Annotated in this window: 18 protein-coding genes; 3 read left to right on the top strand and 15 right to left on the bottom strand. The window is 58.8% G+C overall.

The window, feature by feature from the left end; translation table 11 throughout:
• Position 1 precedes the first annotated feature (1 nt).
• Entirely contained in the window at positions 2-2,002 is a 2,001-nt protein-coding gene (locus tag FIU86_RS20145) for a type IV secretory system conjugative DNA transfer family protein (RefSeq protein ID WP_152477281.1), read from the top strand.
• 92 nt (positions 2,003-2,094) lie between these two features.
• On the opposite strand, the gene FIU86_RS20150 is transcribed toward FIU86_RS20145, so the two are convergent.
• From FIU86_RS20150 to FIU86_RS20160, 3 genes are read right to left on the bottom strand one after another with little or no spacing between them, the layout of a single operon-like run.
• On the bottom strand, positions 2,095-2,787 hold the full coding sequence (locus FIU86_RS20150; protein WP_254704042.1) for an adenylate/guanylate cyclase domain-containing protein: 693 nt from the start codon (positions 2,785-2,787) through the stop codon (positions 2,095-2,097).
• A complete protein-coding gene (locus FIU86_RS20155; RefSeq protein WP_152477282.1) occupies positions 2,780-3,691 on the bottom strand; it encodes a cyclic nucleotide-binding domain-containing protein in 912 nt (303 codons plus the stop codon). Before FIU86_RS20155 ends, FIU86_RS20150 begins: the two co-directional genes overlap by 8 nt.
• Positions 3,670-4,638 carry a YafY family protein gene (locus FIU86_RS20160; RefSeq protein WP_152477283.1) on the bottom strand — a complete coding sequence of 323 codons (969 nt, stop codon included), beginning with the start codon at positions 4,636-4,638 and terminating at the stop codon, positions 3,670-3,672. Before FIU86_RS20160 ends, FIU86_RS20155 begins: the two co-directional genes overlap by 22 nt.
• A gap of 21 nt (positions 4,639-4,659) precedes the next feature.
• Here FIU86_RS20160 and FIU86_RS20165 point away from each other — a divergent pair, with 21 nt between their 5' ends.
• Positions 4,660-6,270, top strand: a complete 1,611-nt coding sequence (locus FIU86_RS20165; protein WP_254704043.1) for an adenylate/guanylate cyclase domain-containing protein — start codon at positions 4,660-4,662, stop codon at positions 6,268-6,270.
• Positions 6,267-7,067, top strand: a complete 801-nt coding sequence (locus FIU86_RS23140) for an E2 domain-containing protein (protein ID WP_368373169.1) — start codon at positions 6,267-6,269, stop codon at positions 7,065-7,067. The genes FIU86_RS20165 and FIU86_RS23140 overlap by 4 nt, the downstream gene beginning before the upstream one ends.
• Before the next feature lie 10 nt (positions 7,068-7,077).
• On the opposite strand, the gene FIU86_RS20170 is transcribed toward FIU86_RS23140, so the two are convergent.
• The 12 genes from FIU86_RS20170 to FIU86_RS20220 form a co-directional block, all read right to left on the bottom strand.
• Positions 7,078-8,154, bottom strand: a complete 1,077-nt coding sequence (locus tag FIU86_RS20170; protein WP_152477284.1) for a type IV secretion system protein — start codon at positions 8,152-8,154, stop codon at positions 7,078-7,080.
• Positions 8,155-8,166: 12 nt separating this feature from the next.
• Positions 8,167-8,580: a hypothetical protein gene (locus FIU86_RS20175; RefSeq protein ID WP_152477285.1), complete on the bottom strand. Its 414-nt coding sequence runs from the start codon at positions 8,578-8,580 to the stop codon at positions 8,167-8,169.
• On the bottom strand, positions 8,577-8,771 hold the full coding sequence (locus tag FIU86_RS20180) for a hypothetical protein (protein WP_152477286.1): 195 nt from the start codon (positions 8,769-8,771) through the stop codon (positions 8,577-8,579). The genes FIU86_RS20175 and FIU86_RS20180 overlap by 4 nt, the downstream gene beginning before the upstream one ends.
• Positions 8,768-9,754 (bottom strand): ATPase, T2SS/T4P/T4SS family, encoded by a 987-nt coding sequence (locus tag FIU86_RS20185; RefSeq protein ID WP_152477287.1) that lies wholly within the window; start codon positions 9,752-9,754, stop codon positions 8,768-8,770. The genes FIU86_RS20180 and FIU86_RS20185 overlap by 4 nt, the downstream gene beginning before the upstream one ends.
• Before the next feature lie 4 nt (positions 9,755-9,758).
• Entirely contained in the window at positions 9,759-11,138 is a 1,380-nt protein-coding gene (locus tag FIU86_RS20190; RefSeq protein WP_152477288.1) for a TrbI/VirB10 family protein, read from the bottom strand.
• Positions 11,135-11,830, bottom strand: coding sequence for a TrbG/VirB9 family P-type conjugative transfer protein (locus tag FIU86_RS20195; protein ID WP_152477289.1), 696 nt, complete (start codon positions 11,828-11,830; stop codon positions 11,135-11,137). The genes FIU86_RS20190 and FIU86_RS20195 overlap by 4 nt, the downstream gene beginning before the upstream one ends.
• A 1-nt stretch (position 11,831) precedes the next feature.
• Positions 11,832-12,485, bottom strand: a complete 654-nt coding sequence (locus tag FIU86_RS20200; protein WP_152477290.1) for a virB8 family protein — start codon at positions 12,483-12,485, stop codon at positions 11,832-11,834.
• Between the two features lie 114 nt (positions 12,486-12,599).
• Positions 12,600-13,409 carry a type IV secretion system protein gene (locus FIU86_RS20205; protein WP_152477329.1) on the bottom strand — a complete coding sequence of 270 codons (810 nt, stop codon included), beginning with the start codon at positions 13,407-13,409 and terminating at the stop codon, positions 12,600-12,602.
• Positions 13,409-14,563, bottom strand: a complete 1,155-nt coding sequence (locus FIU86_RS20210; RefSeq protein WP_172977587.1) for a lytic transglycosylase domain-containing protein — start codon at positions 14,561-14,563, stop codon at positions 13,409-13,411. Before FIU86_RS20210 ends, FIU86_RS20205 begins: the two co-directional genes overlap by 1 nt.
• The gene (locus FIU86_RS22650; RefSeq protein ID WP_172977588.1) at positions 14,553-14,720 is read right to left on the bottom strand and encodes a hypothetical protein; all 168 of its coding nucleotides are present in this window, start codon (positions 14,718-14,720) and stop codon (positions 14,553-14,555) included. Before FIU86_RS22650 ends, FIU86_RS20210 begins: the two co-directional genes overlap by 11 nt.
• Complete coding sequence (locus FIU86_RS20215; RefSeq protein WP_152477292.1) at positions 14,717-17,092, bottom strand: type IV secretion system DNA-binding domain-containing protein; 2,376 nt, start codon at positions 17,090-17,092, stop codon at positions 14,717-14,719. The genes FIU86_RS22650 and FIU86_RS20215 overlap by 4 nt, the downstream gene beginning before the upstream one ends.
• Positions 17,082-17,360 carry a type IV secretion system protein VirB3 gene (locus FIU86_RS20220; RefSeq protein ID WP_152477293.1) on the bottom strand — a complete coding sequence of 93 codons (279 nt, stop codon included), beginning with the start codon at positions 17,358-17,360 and terminating at the stop codon, positions 17,082-17,084. Before FIU86_RS20220 ends, FIU86_RS20215 begins: the two co-directional genes overlap by 11 nt.
• Between the last annotated feature and the right edge of the window lie 3 nt (positions 17,361-17,363).

Consider the following 17,363-nt stretch of genomic DNA (forward strand, 5'->3'; position numbering starts at 1 on the left):
CATGGGAAGGGCGCGGATCGCGACCGGCGTTTTGCTGGTAACGCTGGTGACAGGGGCCATTGGCTATACCATCGCCTCGGCGGTGCTGAGCTACCAGGATCTCGGCTTCGGGGCCGAGATCGACTTTGCCTATATCGCGCAGAACTATCTGGCGATCCGCGATCGCCGCCCCGAAGATGCCCAGCTCATCCACCTGATCATCGGCAGCTTCGCCGCCGCCGGCCTGATGCTGAGCCTCGCCCTCTCGGGATCGGCCCTCACACGGTTTGGCCAGACTCATTGGCAGAGCGCGCGCGAGATGAAGGCCAATGGCTTCTTCGGGGCGCCCGGCACGGGATTTATCCTCGGCAAACTCGGCCCCCCAAAATCCCGCGCAAAATACATCTGCTCGAAGGTCTTCCCACACGCGCTGATCGTGGCGCCCACGGGTCGCGGCAAGACCACGGGCTTCGTCATTCCGAACCTGCTGACCTGGCAGGGCTCCGCAGTCACCCTCGATGTGAAGGGCGAGTGTTTCGAGGCCACGGCGCGCCACCGCGCCGCCCAGGGCGACAAGGTCTATCGCTTTGCCCCCACCGATTGGGAGGGCAAGCGCACGCATCGCTACAACCCGCTCCTGCGTATCTTTGAGCTGAAAGATCCCGCGCGCCAGCAGATGGAACTGCAGCTTCTGGCGACGCTCTTCCTGCAGAGCGACAATGACCGGGTGCAGGGCCTCCTCAAGGGCGGGATCGATCTCTTTGTGGCAGCAGGCTTGCTGGCCTTCCAGCGCAAGCGTCCCACCTTGGGCGAAATCTACCGCATCGCCGCCTCGGGCGGGAACAAGCAGAAGGAGTATTTTGCGCGGGGTCACGAGGTCGATAACCGGGCGGCCAAGCTGATCTTCACGCGGTTGGCCTCGACCAACAACGACACGCTGACCTCCTACGTTTCGCTCCTGATGACCTCGGGGCTCGATCAATGGCAGAACCCGGCGATTGATGAGGCGACGGCGGTGTCGGACTTTGATTTCCGGACGATCCGCAAGAAGCCCTTTTCGGTCTATCTGGTGGTCCAGCCTCTCATGGTGAAGCCGCTCGCGCCGCTGATCCGGCTGTTCTTCTCCGATCTCCTCTCGGCCATGCAGGAAATGGATCCCGGGCCGGATGAGCCTTGGCCGGTGATGATCATGCTCGATGAGTTCAACCGCCTGGGCAAGATGCCCATCGTGGTCGAGAGCATCGAGACCTTGCGGACCTACCGCGGTCATCTGGCCGTGGTCACCCAGACAATCCCCGCCCTCGATGAAATCTATGGTGAGAACACGCGCCGCGCGCTGCAGGGGAACGCGGGTGTAAAGCTCTACCTGACGCCTTCGGATGAGAAAACCGTCGAAGAGTTGAGCAAGGCGGTCGGCAAGACCACGAAAACCGTGGTCACGCGCTCCCAGTCCATCGGCAAGAACCCCTTTGAAGGGCGCAGCCAATCCACACGGACCGAGGAGAGCTCCTTGCTCCCCGAAGATGAGGCCCGCCGCCTGCCGCTCGACGAGATCGTCATGGTGATCGATGCGCAAATGCCGGTCCGTGCAAAGCGGATCCAATATTTTGACGACCGGCTGTTCAAGGCGATCCACGCGGCGCAGACGGGTGAGTTGCCGTTTCCGGATCAGGGGGGAGGGGGGCCGCAGGGGAACCTGCCGCTGAGTATGCGCGCCATGCCGATGACACCGCCGTCGAGCGGGCCCCGTGGTTCTGAAGCTGATGTGGAGCGGGCACGCGAGGCTGCTGGTGGCCAATCTTCAGGGCAAACCGATGTCGCCACAAAGAAGACCGCGCCCGTCGTTCAAGCCGTTATCGCCGAGGAACAACGACAGATGGAAATGGATTTGGGGGGCCAGGTTGCGGATGCCGAGACAGTGGGCGTGGATGATGAGGCGCAGATGCGGTCTGCCGTTGATGGCTTGGACGATATGGAAGCGATGCTGCGAGAGGACGGCGGTGAAAAGCTGTTTACCCGATAGGGTGGCTAGGATCGTATTTCGATCGAGCGGGCGGGAAGAGGTCTTTCGCTGCACAAGTCTTAAGTGTCTGCTTTGATGGTCGAAATAGGAGTTCATGGTCGCCAAGTCCAAGAGGATCGGTAGATTGTTCGCCCATTCCAGTCCGCGCTGGTCCACATGTTGCGCCTCGGGTTTCCGCCGAATTTCGATTTTTCGTTCAATTTCTTGTAGACGGCTGGAGTCAACCGCGTTGCGAAATCGCTCGAAAGAGAGTTCATTCGTGCAGCATTGTTGGCGGCGCTTCCGACCCATACGAGGTCATTATTGTTGCGAATACCACTCCTCACAACGAGCATCTCTGACGTATCGATTCCAACGGTATGGCGAAGAGAAAATTTGGTCGATGTGTATTGGTCTTTCAGTGCTGGATTGATGGCCTTCTTAACCAAATAGTTGATCTGAAGACCTGTTTTGGCAGCGTCAGAGTTCTTGCTGTCTCCGATAAATACGCCCATCACTCGGTCACCATCGAAGGATCTAACATCTCCCCCGTTTAGCCGGATCACCCTTGTGGCGCAGAGCAAAAACGCTTTGTAAACCTCGGCCGCGAACTTGGCGTCGTATCGATCTACAATCTGTGTTGACCCATCAATGTCTGCGTAGAGTATCGTCGCGGATATTGAACGCCCAACATTTGACAGGCCCAGGTCTTCTGACTTTGGAACAACTTGTCCTTTGGTCTCAGTCCAGGCTGATTTGAAGATGCCCCGAACGTCATCGTGTATCTTGTTCTCGAATTCACTCACTTTTGCTGGAGTTCCTTCGAAGATCTCGATCTGCCAGCCAAGACATGAACGCCAACGCGGCAAGGGAGAGATAGATTATTAAGACAACCCACCACTTCTGCTCGGGGTTCGAGTTGAAATTCCAAAGAAGCGGCAGTTGGTTCTGTGTCCCATCGACTGAAAATGAAAGGCTAAAGACGGTTTGGACTGTTTGAGCAATCATAGCTGCGCCCGAAAGCCAAAACATGTTGCGATAAATCAGGTCTGGATTCATCCGGATAGCAACGAGGGTGCTCAAGGCACCGGCACCGAGGGCCGACAAAATCGCAAACCAAAGTGGAGAGCCCCCAAGCCCAAGCCAAATGCCACAAAGGAGTCCAACTACTGCGCCGAACACTATCGAAGTCCATGTCCAGGCGTTTCCCGGCGATCTACTACTGGTGCCAAGTAATCTTATGTTTTTTCGATTCATGGAATCTACCATGCTCGACAGTCGCGTAGAAAACTCGGTGTGCGTGGACATTAGAGTTCTAAAGTCGTGTGCCGAGATAACCCGTGCTTCCAATTTCTCGGACTCGACACAGACATCTGCGGAGCGAGCAGCACCTGGTTTCATTGCCGCCATTTCGCCAATGGTCTGAGGTGCCTCTCTGGTATCAATGAAGGTTGAGTTGATGGATACTCTGACGGATCCGAACAAAATGAAGTAAACGTCATCAGCATCCTCGCCGTGGGTCATTAAAACCTGACCCTTGTCGAACTTAACCAGCCTCGACATGCCAATAATTTTAGCCGCGAGGTCGTCTTCATTGGCAACGAGTTCGCTTCGACAAATGATCTGTCGGTGCTTGTCTAACACTTCTGTCGACAATTGATCATTTTCCACCGGTGGCGGTGGATCGCTTATTTTCTTCTTTCCAAACAAGTCTCTATTTCTTCCAAGTTAAGTATTTTGAGACGGTAGCTGCTCTTATTTCGCATGGCCTTCCCATCCATTTCGAGAGGATCAAAGCCGTAGAATCTAAGGTAATAGAACAGCATTGCCTTGCGCACTGGGAGCTCGAGAACGCCGTCAACCATGCCGTACTCGATCTCAATCTGTTCTCTTTGCCTTGCGGTAAGGGTTGGATCTGCCTGAAGTTTTAGCGCTGCTATTTGTTGCCAAAGTGCGTCTGGGCGCGGATCCGGGCATTCCTCTTGCAATACGCTTGCGGCTTCAATTCTTGAAAGCACAAAGTCTGAGAACCGGCCCTTCTCCACATCATAGGCACGCATGTGCCATCGGTGTCCGTCGCTAGCAATGGCATGAGGGCAAAGCGTTCGTATGGTTTCTGAGTCTGAGCTGAGCGAAACATATCGAACCTCCAAACATGCTTCTGCATCAATTGCATCGAGTACTGATCGAAGAATTTTCGGATCAACCTTGCGAGACGCGATGGCAACAGCGTCAAACTCCGGCAAGTGAGTTGGCCAAATTTCCTCTTTAGTGCGATAGCCTTGATGAAACATCTCCAGATGAAGAAAGAAACCGGAAGACTCCCCGCTGGAGAACTTTGGCTTGAACTTTGAACCCACGACGTAAGATCGGCGTCGCGGGTCGTAGCTCATGTTGCGGGGTGCGATATCAAGATATGTGGTTAGGTCGTTTGTCGCTTGTTGAGGCGATATCTCGAACTGACTTTGCAAGGCCTTGCGACCGATCGAACCTGTCCATTGCAACTGAAAATCGATAAACTCAAAACGTCGCCGTACACTTGGTTTGATGTCCATAGCTTGTCCCCCCTGATGTCTCCCAATTTCTACCATATTGACATTTTCTTGGAAACTACTATTTTGTAGGATCACAGAAAAAACTTTGCGACTCGCTGCCATGCTGAGCCGCTATGTTAGGAGATGAAGATCATGCCTTGGAAGCACTCGGTCGCACGTGATCGTATTCAGAAGCTCTTGGATGAAGTGCCCGAAGTGGATGTCCAGCGCTTCGACCAATATTGGTCGCGATATCAAATCGATAAGGCGCTGCAGACAGCGATGAAGCAGCCCACTACGCCGCCGCTTTTCAGCCTACCAAGGGACAAGGCAGTCGTAGTCGATACTGTTCAGATCTATATCTCGATCGTAGGGTACCATGAGATGCGTTTGGACGATGGTCGTGAAACCGAGGCATCTCACGCGCGGGCGCTTAAGGGGCTGCATCTATACTACGGCGCGGCGGATCGCGTGATCGAAGAAACCAGTGCACAAAGGGTCGACTTTCACAGCGGGCGGATGCATGCAGTTTTTCTTGAGACCGGGGGCGGCGGAGTATCGCGAGAAACTATAGGTCAAGCCCTTGCCTTTGTTGAAGATTTCAAGCGCGTAGTCCAATTGGCCAATGATCGGTTGGCCAATGGGGAGTTTGGAACTGAGTTCCGGATCGGTGTTGATGTTGGGACATGCGTTGCGATCAACAACGGGACCGGGTCTGAACAAGAACCGATGTTTCTCGGTTCAGCGGCCAACCATGCAGCAAAGCTTGCAGAAGGTGATACGGCCGGTGTGTACGTTTCAGACCGAGTTAGAGCCGTGCTTGGATATCAAGAAGTTGGCGTGCTCGAAGAGTTTTTGGGGCTGAACGCAAGCCAAATCAGCACGAATTCAGCCTACACTTCTGACGATGGCAGCTTGATGTTTGGCGTAACCAACAGGCAAGCCTTTTCGGAACGAGTTGTAGACACTTGGTCGGGCGATGTTCGAAAGGGGATTGTGGACGACTTAACTTCCTCCGATTTTAGGTTTTCCTTCAAGCAGCCTCCTTTGAGCGAGATTGACTACTCGCAACTCTATCCGAGCAAATCAATCCGGATGCCTCTGGTCTCATTGTTCGCCGACATATCGGGCTACACCAATTTCATCGACGAGGCGGTGTCCGAAGGAAACATTCAGGATGCCGTGCGCGCGCTCTTTGTCATACGCCAAGAGTTTCAAAACGTGGCAGAAGCCGACTTTGGCGGTCGCAAAGTTCGGTTCATCGGTGACAGTATCCATGCTTTGGTTGCAGAAGGCAGCGGCACATCAACTGACGAAGCTAAGAGTGTCGCCACAGCCACACAGTGCGCAGCGGGATTTCATGCTTCCTTCGACCTTTGCAAATCGATGCTTGAGGAGATCGAAAGCCTAGAGCTTGCCGTAGGTCTAGAGCTCGGCCCGACTCCGATTTCGAGGATTGGTATTCGAGGCGAACGATCCGTACGAGTGGCGTCATCAAAGGCCACATCTACGTCGGAGAAAATGCAGCGAGAGTGCAACGAGGGCGGTGTAAAGATCGGACCAGACGCACTTCGTGTTGCTCCCAAGGGCCTTATTGATGTCCTCAGTGATCAGGGGTACGCGAGAGAAGTCGACTACGACGATGTCTCAGCTAGCATTCTTGCGACGCCGACTGAATTGGCTCAACCGTTGTACGCTCGAGCCCACGTCCCCTCGGAACCAAGCCAACCGCGCGCGCATCTCGCAAAGAAATGAACTCTCTTAGGCTACTGCTGAAACACACCCCTTTATGGGTCAGAGTAGAAACAGATAGACCAGCAACGGCGCAGGTAACTTGCGAACCCCAAAAGGCGAGCGGATCGATCGCGGGACACTACCTTCTGAAGCTCGCTCTATTGCACGGAGGAGGCGTTAGCGTGGCGGAGGACGTAGCGGCCAATCATTTCCCCGCTTCCTGTCCTGAGAGACACATCAATCCCGATGCCACCTTTTGTATCTCCTATGGATCAACTGAACCGCTAATCGAAGCGCATGCGGCGATAGCCTGGTGGGAATACCTACGCATGTTCCTCCTTCATCAGGAGTATGCGCGGAAGTATGGAGTGTGGCCTCTTGAAGGAGGTCTTTCTCACGGGGACGCGGCGCGGATTCAGGAAAAAATGGAAGAGCTGGCTGCTCCATTGGGTTGGAAAGAAGAGATCCTAGTCGGCATGTTCCGCGGGAAGGGCTGGTTGGCCAACTCCTTACCCAAGGCATCTCACCGCTTGGATCGATTGCTCAATTCTAGAACTCCTTGCCCGAGGGGATGCACGCGTCAGGCCGACAGCAATCGTTCGATTGTTTGCCGTCCAGTAGACACCGACCGAGAGATGACAGGTGGGAAACCGATCCTAAGGGCAGAGTGTCCAAACAGATCTGCACTAGAGCGCATTGCTTTACTGGAGCACAGGCGTCGCAAGGCGCAGCACGACTTTATCCAGGATATTTGTAAGGATGCGCCCAAGTGTTGTGGGACGATGAAATACTGCCCTCTGGCCAAATCGAGTTCGTGACCGGTACCCGTCATCGCCGCCCCAACCTAGCCAACCGGGCCAGTTGCGCCAGCATTCGAGACCCGGCCCCCGATGATCCTGTGCCGCTTGCTTGCCCCGTCTGTCCCATGCCTTGCCGCACCGGCATCTGCTGCACGCCGAAGAACTGCCGCGCCTTGAGGGCTGCGTATTCCGCGCCACTTGCCCCGCCGATCAAGTAGCGATTGTAGGCCTGCTGGCTGCCCATTGCAGCGCGGGCGAAGCTGTAGCCGCCGCCGAGGCCACCGGAGAGGGCGGGCATCATGATGTTTCCCGAGATCGCACGGATGATGAAGGGCGTTGCGATGATGAAGCCCTTGGCCATGAGCACCATCATGAAGAAGGGGATGAGCGCGCCGATGTTTGAGGCCCCTTCGGGATCGCCTAGTTCACCGATGAGCGCGGAGGAAACGCCTGTGATCGTTGCGAACACGCCTGCGACGACGATGGGATAAAGCGCAAAGGAAACCAGTGCCGACAGCCAGCGCGCGAAATAATCCTTGGTGACCTCGAAGAGGGTCAGGAAAACCATCACCGGGGCAATCCCGATCAGAAGGGCGATCATCAGGCGCGAGGCCACGAGGATGAAGGCGGCCAGCCCGCCGAGGATTGAGAGTAGAAGAACACCCACTATGTCGAGCATGGCCCCGGCCATCCAGTTAAGTTCTGATCCGGCGGCATTGAGGTAGTCGCCGAGTTCCGCGATCAGCCGGTCGAATTCTTCCGCAAAGGTACCAGAAGGGCCGGGAGTTCCACCACCGACCGAGGCGACAAGCGCGCCCGCAATGTTGTCGATGCCGGCCAGGATAGCGGAAGAGAGGGCGTTGAACTGCACCCAGTTGGTCGCGAATATCCCAATCAACCCGATCTTGACCGCGAGCCAGAAGGCCGTGCGCCCGTCCATCGCCCTGTACTGGTAGATCATGTTCAGGAAGACAAGGATCACCACGAGCGTTGTTCCCAGAACCAGGAGCGTGCCAACCGTTGCCGCGACGGCTCCGAATTGGGTTTCGGCGGCGGTGTCGAGATAGTCCTGGGAGGTTTCAACGAAGTAGGTGACGACGCTCATGGGGGATCAGCCTTACCAATTGCCCGCGGCTTCGCAGATGGCCTTGGCGGCAGGGCGGGCGGCGTTGGCGCGGCGGTTGTAGGCGTCCGAGGCCTGCAGCATCTCCCATCGTTTGTCACTCGCGTGGACCTCGCGAAACACCGCCTCGGCAGCGTCCCAGGGCGGGAACTGGATTTCACAGTCGCAACCACCGGTCTCGACGATGCGCTCCATATTCTGGGCGCGGTAGATATCCTGGACCAACACGCGCTGATAGGCTTGGCGCAGAGGAACATCTTGCATCCAGACGGGCTCAGCGGGCCGGTCCGGACAGACATTGAAGCTGCGATCGAGTGTCGGAACCAGGTTGGGCTCGGCGAAGGCGGGGACAGCCGGTAGGCTCAGGGCCACTCCGGTCAAAGCAAGGGTTAGCCGTGCCAGCCTCATGCCGTGGCTCCAGCGGGCATGGTTTCGCGCTTCAGGAAAACGGTGTGCCCGATATTGGCGAACTCCGAGGAGCTGATTGACACCACCTCCCAGCCTTCGGCCCCCTTCATATTCAGGCTGGCCTGCATGTCGGCAAGACTCGTCTTGCGGGTCATGGGAAAGCTGAGGATGTCATATTCAAAGGTCTTCATTGGGAAGCTCCGATTTGGTCTGCGCCGGGGAGGTAGAATTCTGTGATGCCGCGCCTGCCGTCGTGGCGACCGGCCTGGATGATCACGTCGATGGAATTTTCGATGTACTGGATCATATCGGCATAGGTCATCGGTATCTCGGTTTTGAGCGCCGCGATGGCCAGACGCTGCACGGCAAGTTGAGGGGTTTCGGCATGGAGCGTGGTCATGGAGCCGCCATGGCCGGTGTTGATGGCTTCGAGAAAGGTCATGGCCTCCTTGCCGCGCACCTCGCCGAGGATGATCCGGTCGGGGCGCATCCGCAGCGTTGCGGTGAGCAGCACATCGGCGGTCTGGAACTCCGCGTCGCGATTGGCGATGAGAGTCACGGCATTTGGCTGAGTCGGCAGAAGCTCAGCCGCTTCCTCGATGGTGATGATGCGTTCCTCGGACGGCACGTGGGAGAGGATCTTACGCGCAGCCACGGTTTTGCCAGTGGAGGTACCACCCGAGACGATCATGTTGAGCTTGTTTTCGACGCAGAAGGCCAACGCATCGTCGATGACGCCTGCAGCCATGACCTCGCGCAGTTCGCAGGTTTTCTCGAGGCGGAGTTCTTCAAGCTTTCGTTCCTTGCCATAGAGAAAATCGATCGCGATTCCGTCGAGCGGCAAGCTTGAAAAGAACCGCAGGCTGATCGACATGGCGGACAACACGGCGGGAGGGGTGATGACCTGAGCGCGGATCGGCCGCCCCTTGTAGGTGATCGAGACAGAGACGATCGGGCGGTCCTTGCTCATGGTTGTGTTGGCGGATGAGGCGATCTGATTTCCGAGGTCCTTCACCTCCATCGCCGTGAGCTTTTGGTCCAACGCCCGCATGAAATGATCCCCCTGGAACTCGCCCCAGCAGCTGCCGTCAGGGTTGATGCAGATCTCGATGACATCATCGCGTGCGGCGGCGTCGATCCGGTCAAGCGAGGTCTGGAGATAGCTCAGCGACATGGGCTCAGAAGATCTCCAGATCGCGGTCGACCATCACCGTGACGCGCGCGCCCTGGTCAACATAGATAACGGGGCCAATGGAGAGGTAATCGCCGATCACGCTGTCCGTGGCATCGGCAAGATCATCGCCAATGTCTTCGAGAACGTCGGCGGCAGTCTCGCCCTCGACATTGGAGGCGGCGGCGTTCGGCGCGGCGGATATCAGAGAAATCAGTGCGGCAGAACCGAAACGCTCGTCAAATCTGGTATCGACATAGCCGGTCACACCGGAGCGGCCAAGTTCATCGCCCCCGAAGGAACTGATCTGGACGGTCTGGTTGTCGGGCAAGATGATACGATCCCAGGCGATGGTGACCCGGCGCTGCGCGATATCGACGCCCGAGCGATACCGCCCGATGAGACGGGACCCGCGCGGAATCAGCAGCCGTGAGCCGTCGAAGCTGAAGACATCTTCGGAGACAACGGCACGGGTCTGGCCGGGCAGGGAGCTGTCGAGGGCGGTTTCCATGACGGCCTGGATCATCGTGCCCTGGATGATCGTGTTCGATGGATTGGCGATAACCTCGGCCTGCGTGACCGACGTGGGCAGTGCGCCGTTCAGCACAAAATCCGTCACCTCTCCGAAGGTGCGTTCGGTCAGAGCCGTCTCATTCGCGCCCGACGTGCCACCAAAGGCGATGGTGGGCGAGGTGATGCGACTTTGCTGAAACGCGCGTTCCTCGGCTGCGCGGCGTTCGAGGTCCGCGAGCCGTCTTGCTTCCTCCTCGCGACGGAGCCGTTCTTCTTCCCGCGCGCGCAGTTCGTCCTCGGAAGGCCCCAAGGGCGCCGGGGCAGGACGATTGGCTTCGAGTTGCGCGAGTTCAAGATCCATGCGCAGTTGCTCCAATTCACGGTCGCGGGCCGTGAGCTCATCGCGAAACTGCTGCTGCGCGGCCTCTGATGCGGTTTGCAGTGCGGCGATTTGGGCGGTCAACGAATCGATGGCTTCCGCGGCGGCCGTGTCTTCCTCGACCACCGGTTCGGGCGCGTTGCGCAATTCCTCGATTTGGGCCTGAAGGGCGGCGAGCTGCGCCAGAAGCTCAGTGTTCGGCTCGACCGGTTCTGGTGCGACAACGACCTCTTCAGTTTCCGGAGGGGGCAGCGTTTCGATGGCGCCAAACCCGTCGCCTTCGTTTTGGAACACGTCCGGCGTGGCCGTGGGCAGGGCTTCCTCTTCTTCGGGTTGGGAGAGGAGATAGAATAGGGCACCGCCCGCGCCGATCACGAGGACGACGACCAAAGCGAGCAGCGGTGAGCGCCGCGGGGCAGCGAGTCGACCTGTTCCTTTGCCTCGTTCAAGGGCGGCGAGGCGCTTTTCGAGATCTGTGTTTCCAGCGTCGCTCATGAGCCTACCCCCGCTAGCGGTGTGGCCTCGATACAGACCACCTCTTCCCCGACCCGCAGAACCCATTGCCTGTTCACGCCGGACACCCGGATCACGCCGTCCTCGGTGGCCTGCGTGTTGACTGTGCGCTCGCGGCCGTTTGCGTAGCGGAAGATCGCGGGCACCGGCGCGTTCCGCGGGAACTCAAAATACGTGAAGGTCCCGTCATCCCAGACGCGGGTCGGGGTGAACTCGGTCCGCGCGTTGGCGCCGTAATTGTAGTTTGGCGCTTGGGCCGCGATGGCACGTGTGGGCCGCGTATTGTCTTCCGGATAGCGGAACTGCACCACGTAGAAGGTTGGGCTGCGGGTCTCCTGGACGTTGAAGTAATAGCTGCGGCGGTTGGTATAGACGGTCACATTGGTATGGACGCCACGCGCGATGGGCTTGATCGCAAAGGCCTGACCGCCGGGTACACCGTCGATCTCGAAGCCTTCCGTGTCGCCTGCGATGATCGAGCGGATGCTCTCACCCTCTCCAAACTCGACCGTGGTCACATGGGTGAGCGAGACATTGAGACGATAGACCTGGCCTTCCTGGTAGGTGGCCAGCCGCACCCGATTGTCGTTGGGCCCGCCACGGGGGATGGCTTCGGCGAAGGCGAAGCCGGGCAGCAGCACAAGCACAATTGTTACGAGGGCCTTCTTAAGCAAACTAATTCTCCAATCTGTCGGAGCGGATGGAATATTCGAGCACGGTGAAGCCGAAAGGATTGGTCCAGACCTCGTCGATTGAGCGGCGGGTCTCGGGGCGGAACTCGAAGAGAAGCGTGGCAGTGAAGTGGCCTGTCTGAACGCCATTGATAGACGTCAGGCGCTTGCGCAGGCGGACCGTGGCGCGGTTTGTACCAATGCGGTTGATGCTGAGGATTTCCACGTCGAGCCGGGCATTGGGGCCATAGACGGTCGGCGGGTAATTCTCGTTGGCGCTGTTCCAGATTTGGCGCAGCCCGCTTTCGGCGGCCCCGTCCGAGCGGCGCAGAACGCTGCGTATGCGCAGATCGTTGTCGAGCTGGTTGTAGACCTCCCGATCGGTCACATAGCGGAAGACTTCCGCCTCTATGATGGCCTGGTTGGCGGTGACAGAAGTCGCGCCCACTGAGGCTTCGGGGAGTGCGAAGCCGGTAGCGGGATCATAAGGCACGACCACAGGCGGTGGATCGACATCGAGGATCGCGACAGCCGCCGCGCTCAGGCATCCGAGGATGCCGAAGATCAAACCGATGAGCCCCAGGCGCTGCCAGAGCCGTTCGCGGCGCAGAGCGCCGTAGACCAGTTCTTCCTCGATGATTTCCTGTTCACTCGCCACGCGTCACACCTCAACTCGGCGTTTCGAAACAAGCGGCATCGGTTCTTCGCTGCCTCTCGCTGCGCTCGAACGCGAAAACCGATTTTTGATCTTGCAGGTCAATTTCTGAACGCCTTAATCCGCGCGCAACTCGGGCAGCGTGAAGTCCATGAAGCGCTGTTCTTCGGCGATGGTGGCGGCATCAATCACGCCGCCTGTTCCATCACCCACGGTCTGTACGGCTTCGAGCTGCCACATGGCGACAAGCGCGATCGCCAGTTCCGCCGTCATGCGCGTGTTGAGATCGATGCTTTCCTTCAGTTCGTCCATGTCATCGATTAGCCCAACGAGCCGGTCAACGCGTTCCAGCGACTGGCCAGCATCCTCGTAGCTGTTCTGGGCCGCCGCCGAGACAAGGGCACCGGTCGTGGCTTGCGTCGCCACACGGTTTGCTCCGGGATTGCCGCTGGTGGCCATTTCCGAAAGCGTGTCGTCGTCAAAGCCGAGATCGGCCAGCACCCGGTCCATCTGGGTTTCGATCTCGCCCGCGCCGGAACCGGACAGGCCGGAGAAATCCCCCGTCTTGATCGCCTCGATCGTCGCAAGGATGTCGCCGAACTCCTGGTCGAGCAGACCGTTCAAATCATCTTCCATTTCCGTGCGGATGATTTCCGGCAGTTCGGCGAGGCGGGTGAGGGCTTCGTAGGTTCGTTGCAGTTCGCCAAGTTGGTCCGTGAGCGTCGCAAGCTGTTCGCGGAGCTGCGTCAGCTGCTCGTTCTGCAGGATCTCGTCTTCGATCATCTGCCGGAGCTGCTGGATGTTTTGCGCGATGTTCTGGGTGTCGACGACGGGCACGCCTTGCGCGAAGGCAGGTGAGAGAGCTCCCAGATGCAGGCCGATCCCGAGCGTTGCGGCCAAGGCCGTTCTCAGAAACTTCCGTCCCATCATTCAATCTCCCTGATCGTGAATTCCATGAAGGCGCCTTCGGCCATGTGGGCGCTGGCCTGCGCCAGCTCTTCGGCGGAAAGCACGCGGGTCCGTGCTGCCTGAAGTCTGATGCGGGCGGCAACGAGACGTACGAGTTCGGCGCGGGCATAGGTATTGAGCGCGATGCTTTCCTGAACGTCTTCGGTTTCGGAAATCCGCTCGACGATTTCTTGGATGCGTAGGGCGGCTTGGCGGATCGCGGCGGGCGAGTTGCTGCCATAAAAGGCGGCCCCATGCCCGGTGATCGAGAGGTTGGCATTGGCCAGCAGAGCGGGGTCGATCGTGCCGAGCGCTTCGATTCCACCGATGCGGCTCAGGTAGAGATTGTAGCGTTCGGGAATGACCTGGACGTAATGCTGGGTTTCGGCAAAGGGCGGCACCCCACCATATTCGAACACGCGGCCGGGTCCGGCGTTGTAGGCCGCGAGCGCGTTGATGATGTTTCCGTCGAAGGTGTTCAGTTGCGTTGCGAGGTAACGCGCGCCGCCATGCAACTGCAGGTAGGGGCTGTCATAGTATTCCGGGTTGATGCCGAGATCGCTGGCGGTGCCCGGCATGATCTGGGTGAGGCCAAAGGCACCGACCGGAGAGCGCGCGCCGATGATGAAGCGGCTTTCCTGCCAGATGAGCGCCTGCAGCAAGGCGCGCCATTGGACAAGCGAGAGACCCGCGCGCCCCACGCCCGCAAACCCGCCGGTCTCCTGGGCCACGCGGATGATGAGCTGCTCGATGTTTTCTGCCGCATCCCCGAACATCTGCACACCGCCGGGATTGGGATCGATCTCGGCATTTCCATAGACGGCTTCAACAGAACGTGCGGGATCACCGCTGCCGTTTTCCAACCCCGAGACCATGACCGGCAGGCCCTGGCCGCCAAAGCTGGTCTGGGCATCGAGGATGCGCTGCAGGGTTTCCAGCTGCTCGCGTTCGATTTCAGCGATGAGTTCGCGCAAGGCGAGCTTGTCGGACTGGATGGCGAGGTCAACCTCGCGATCGCCGGTCTCGACGATATCGCGTGCGGTCAGCCCGCTGTCATTGGTCGGCACACCTTGGGACAAGGCGATGCCGGGGAGCAGGCAAAGGGCCAGGATATGAGGCAGCCTAGACCTCAACGTCGCCTACCAATGCGCCGAGGGGCGTGAAGCTGCAATCCGGCGCGACGGGCGCCGTCGAGGCCAGGAAGGTGAAGCAATTGGCCTGCGGTTCCTTGTATTGGGCGCAAGAGGCCAAAGCGCCGAGCGCGGCGAGAAGCAACAAAATGCGTGTCATGAAAGCCTCCAGAAGTCAGAGCGGTCGCGGTAATCGGCGCCGACGAGCGTTTCACCTTTTTCCATGCCGCCGAGGATGGTGAGATTGGGCCCGAGGGCGCTCAGATCGGCATCAACGACGATGGATCCCTGGTCGTCGCGGATGAGAGCAAGGCGGCTGTCGCTGCCGGTGTTGAGAAGCACATCGAGTTCCTTCTCATAGAGGTTCAGCATCGCGTAGTCGGCGGCATGGGCTCGGATGTTCGGAAGCAGGATTTGCGTTGGGACAGCCTCGACGATGGTCTTGCCGGTGCGCGTGCGCTCGAGCTGACTGGCGTATTGGGTCATCATCACCGCGACGGTGTTCTGCTTGCGCGCGGTGACCAGCCAGTTCGACAGCCGTTCGGCGAAATACGCGTTATCGAGGGCCTTCCAGGCCTCGTCGATCACGATGATAGTGGGGCGACGGTCCTCGATCTCGCGCTCCACCCGGCGGAAGAGATAGGAGAGGACGGCCATGCGCTCCTTCTCGGCCTCGCTGTCGAGAATGCCGGTGAGATCGAAGCCCACCACATCGCCTTCCAGCGAGAACGTGTCTTCCAACGTCTGGCCGAATATCCAGCCGTAGCGACCCTCTTCGGTCCACTCAAACAGGCGCTGATGCAGATCGCCACCATCGTCGGTGGAGACGAAGAGCGATGCAAAATCCCGCCAGTTCCGCAGGGCTGGGTTGGAAGCCTGCGCGTTCTGGCGCACGACTTCCTGGATGCGATTGGTCTGGGCTGGCGTGAGCGGTTTGTCGGCGCGATAGAGCAGGGTGGCGAGCCAGTCCGACAGCCACGCCGTGCCGCGTGCATCGGTCTCTGTCCAAAGCGGGTTGAGCCCCGTGGGCTGGCCGGCTTTCAAGGACGCATAGCGCCCGCCATTGGCGCGGACCGCCATCTCCATACCGAGACGGTAGTCGAAGACGAAGATCCGCGCCCCTGCTCGACGGGCCTGTGTCATGAGGAATGCCGAAAGCACCGACTTGCCCGAGCCGGGCCGTCCCATGATCAGTGTATGCCCGCTGGTCGGTTCTTTGTCGGGCGATCCTTGTTCGTGGTAGGAAAACCGATAGGCGCTTTGCTCGGGTGTGGGCAGATAGGTGATGACCTTGCCCCAGGGGGTTTTCTCAGCAGGCTTGCCAAGCTGGGTCCGATGAAATGCTGCGAAATCCGCGAAGTTGCGGTTGGTGATCGCACTGGCGCGCACGCGCTTGGGCTGGTTGCCGGGATGCTGGCTGAGATAGTGGGCTTTTGCGGCGACACGCTCGCCGATCATCTTCACGCCCTCAGTCGCGGCGGCATTGACGATCTCGGCGCTGAGTGTCTGCAACTCTTCGAGCGTGTCACAGAAGATCGTTACGACCATATGGTGCTCGCCGAAGCTCTGCCGCTTGGCCTCGAGATCATCGGCGGCGATGTCGAGTGCTTCCATGAGCGAGAGAGCCGCGTCCTGGCTGGCCTGCATCTGGCGTTTTTGCCGCTTGATGCGACCCGCCATGAGGTTCGAATTGATCGGCGTGAAGGAGTGCGTGACGATCATGTCGACCGGCAGATTCAGCATGTCGAACATGGTGCAGGAGGTGGCTTCCGAATATTCCCCGATGGTGAAACTCTTGCCGTAGCGATGGCCCACAACGCCTTCGGAAAGCTCGAAATGGTCGCCGTGGAACGTCACGCGGGTATTGGCGACGTTAAAAGACAGGAAGCCGAAGGTGTTCGCCGGATAGAGCGGCAATTCTTGGCCGGTGTTGAGTGCCCCCAGAAACCCGATCAACTCGCCGGACTTGGCCGTAAGCACGCGCGGGTTCAACTCCGTCAGGCCCGACAGGAAGACATTCACGGCCTCGCCCAGACGACGCAGACGCCTCTCGGTGGCCTCTTTCAGCCGGTCCGGCGCGCTACGGTTCAGGAAGGGCAGGACGCTCTTGGGTGGCGGGCGATGGATGACGGTGAGCGTCAAGGTTTTGTCTCGCATCCCGCTGCTCTTGAGCTTCGCGCGCCAGAGCCGATCCACCTTGCCCGCAAAGCCGTCTTCACGAATTGGCTCTAGTTCCGGCACGATCGCCTTGGAAACCTTGTGGATGTAGTAGCTGAACTCCGGCCCCAGTTGTGCGATGATCCGGGCAAAGAGCGCCGTCACCTTGTCGAGATAGGCATCGTCTGTCGTGTAGCTATTGACCCCATCGAGCCGTATGCACTGGAAAAGCTCGTTGACCCGCGTCCGCACGGTGCGGTCAGCAACCAGGCTCACGTAGGGCAGCATATGCGCGAGGCGGGTTTCACGTGCATACCAGTCCGGCGTCATCGTGCGGAGATCGAGCGCTTCGTCCAGGGTTTCATTAGGGCGCATAGCTGTCCCCGCCGTGAATACTGCGATTCCGGGTGGGTGGTGTTTCCTGCAACGCTGTCATCATCACGTCGATGAAGCGCGGATCCCAGTCCGCGGCTTTCCAAAGCACGGGATAGAGCACGGCGGCACCGCCCAGTATCGCGATATGCTGGATCCAGACGAAGAGAAGCACCGAGCCGAAAAGCCAGACCATCGCATACATGATGGGCAGGCCCAGAAGCTTGGGCGGGCGCACGAGGCCGAGAAAAAGGGGTGAGTGTTCAGCCATGGA

Source organism: Roseovarius sp. THAF9 (assembly GCF_009363715.1).
Taxonomy (GTDB): domain Bacteria; phylum Pseudomonadota; class Alphaproteobacteria; order Rhodobacterales; family Rhodobacteraceae; genus Roseovarius.